We start from the raw sequence: 251 nt of genomic DNA, 5'->3' as shown, positions 1-251 counted from the left end.
ATGACGAACGCTGCTTCCTGCCGATCCACGTCTACGACACGGAGAAGAGCCGTCCCGTGGCCGTCGTGCTGCGGCCCGGCAAGACGCCGGGCGGCGTCGAGGTGCGTGCCCTTCTGCGCCGCCTGGTACGGCATATCCGCACGCGGTGGCACAACACGCGAATTACGTTCCGTGGCGACGGGCACTATGCCCGGCCGGAGGCCATGGCGTGGTGCGAGACCAACGGCATCGACTACATCTTCGGTCTGTCC

The 251-nt window shown here is 66.9% G+C and carries 1 protein-coding gene; it reads left to right on the top strand.

The annotated features are described in order from the left end of the window. The coding region (locus QJT78_RS52580; protein WP_281460992.1) for a transposase at positions 1-251 on the top strand (251 nt) is incomplete at both ends.

Source organism: Bradyrhizobium sp. Mp27, assembly GCF_029953005.1.
Lineage (GTDB): Bacteria > Pseudomonadota > Alphaproteobacteria > Rhizobiales > Xanthobacteraceae > Bradyrhizobium > Bradyrhizobium barranii.
Note: the sequence above shows the minus strand (reverse complement) of the source record. Positions and strands in the feature narration are given on the sequence as shown.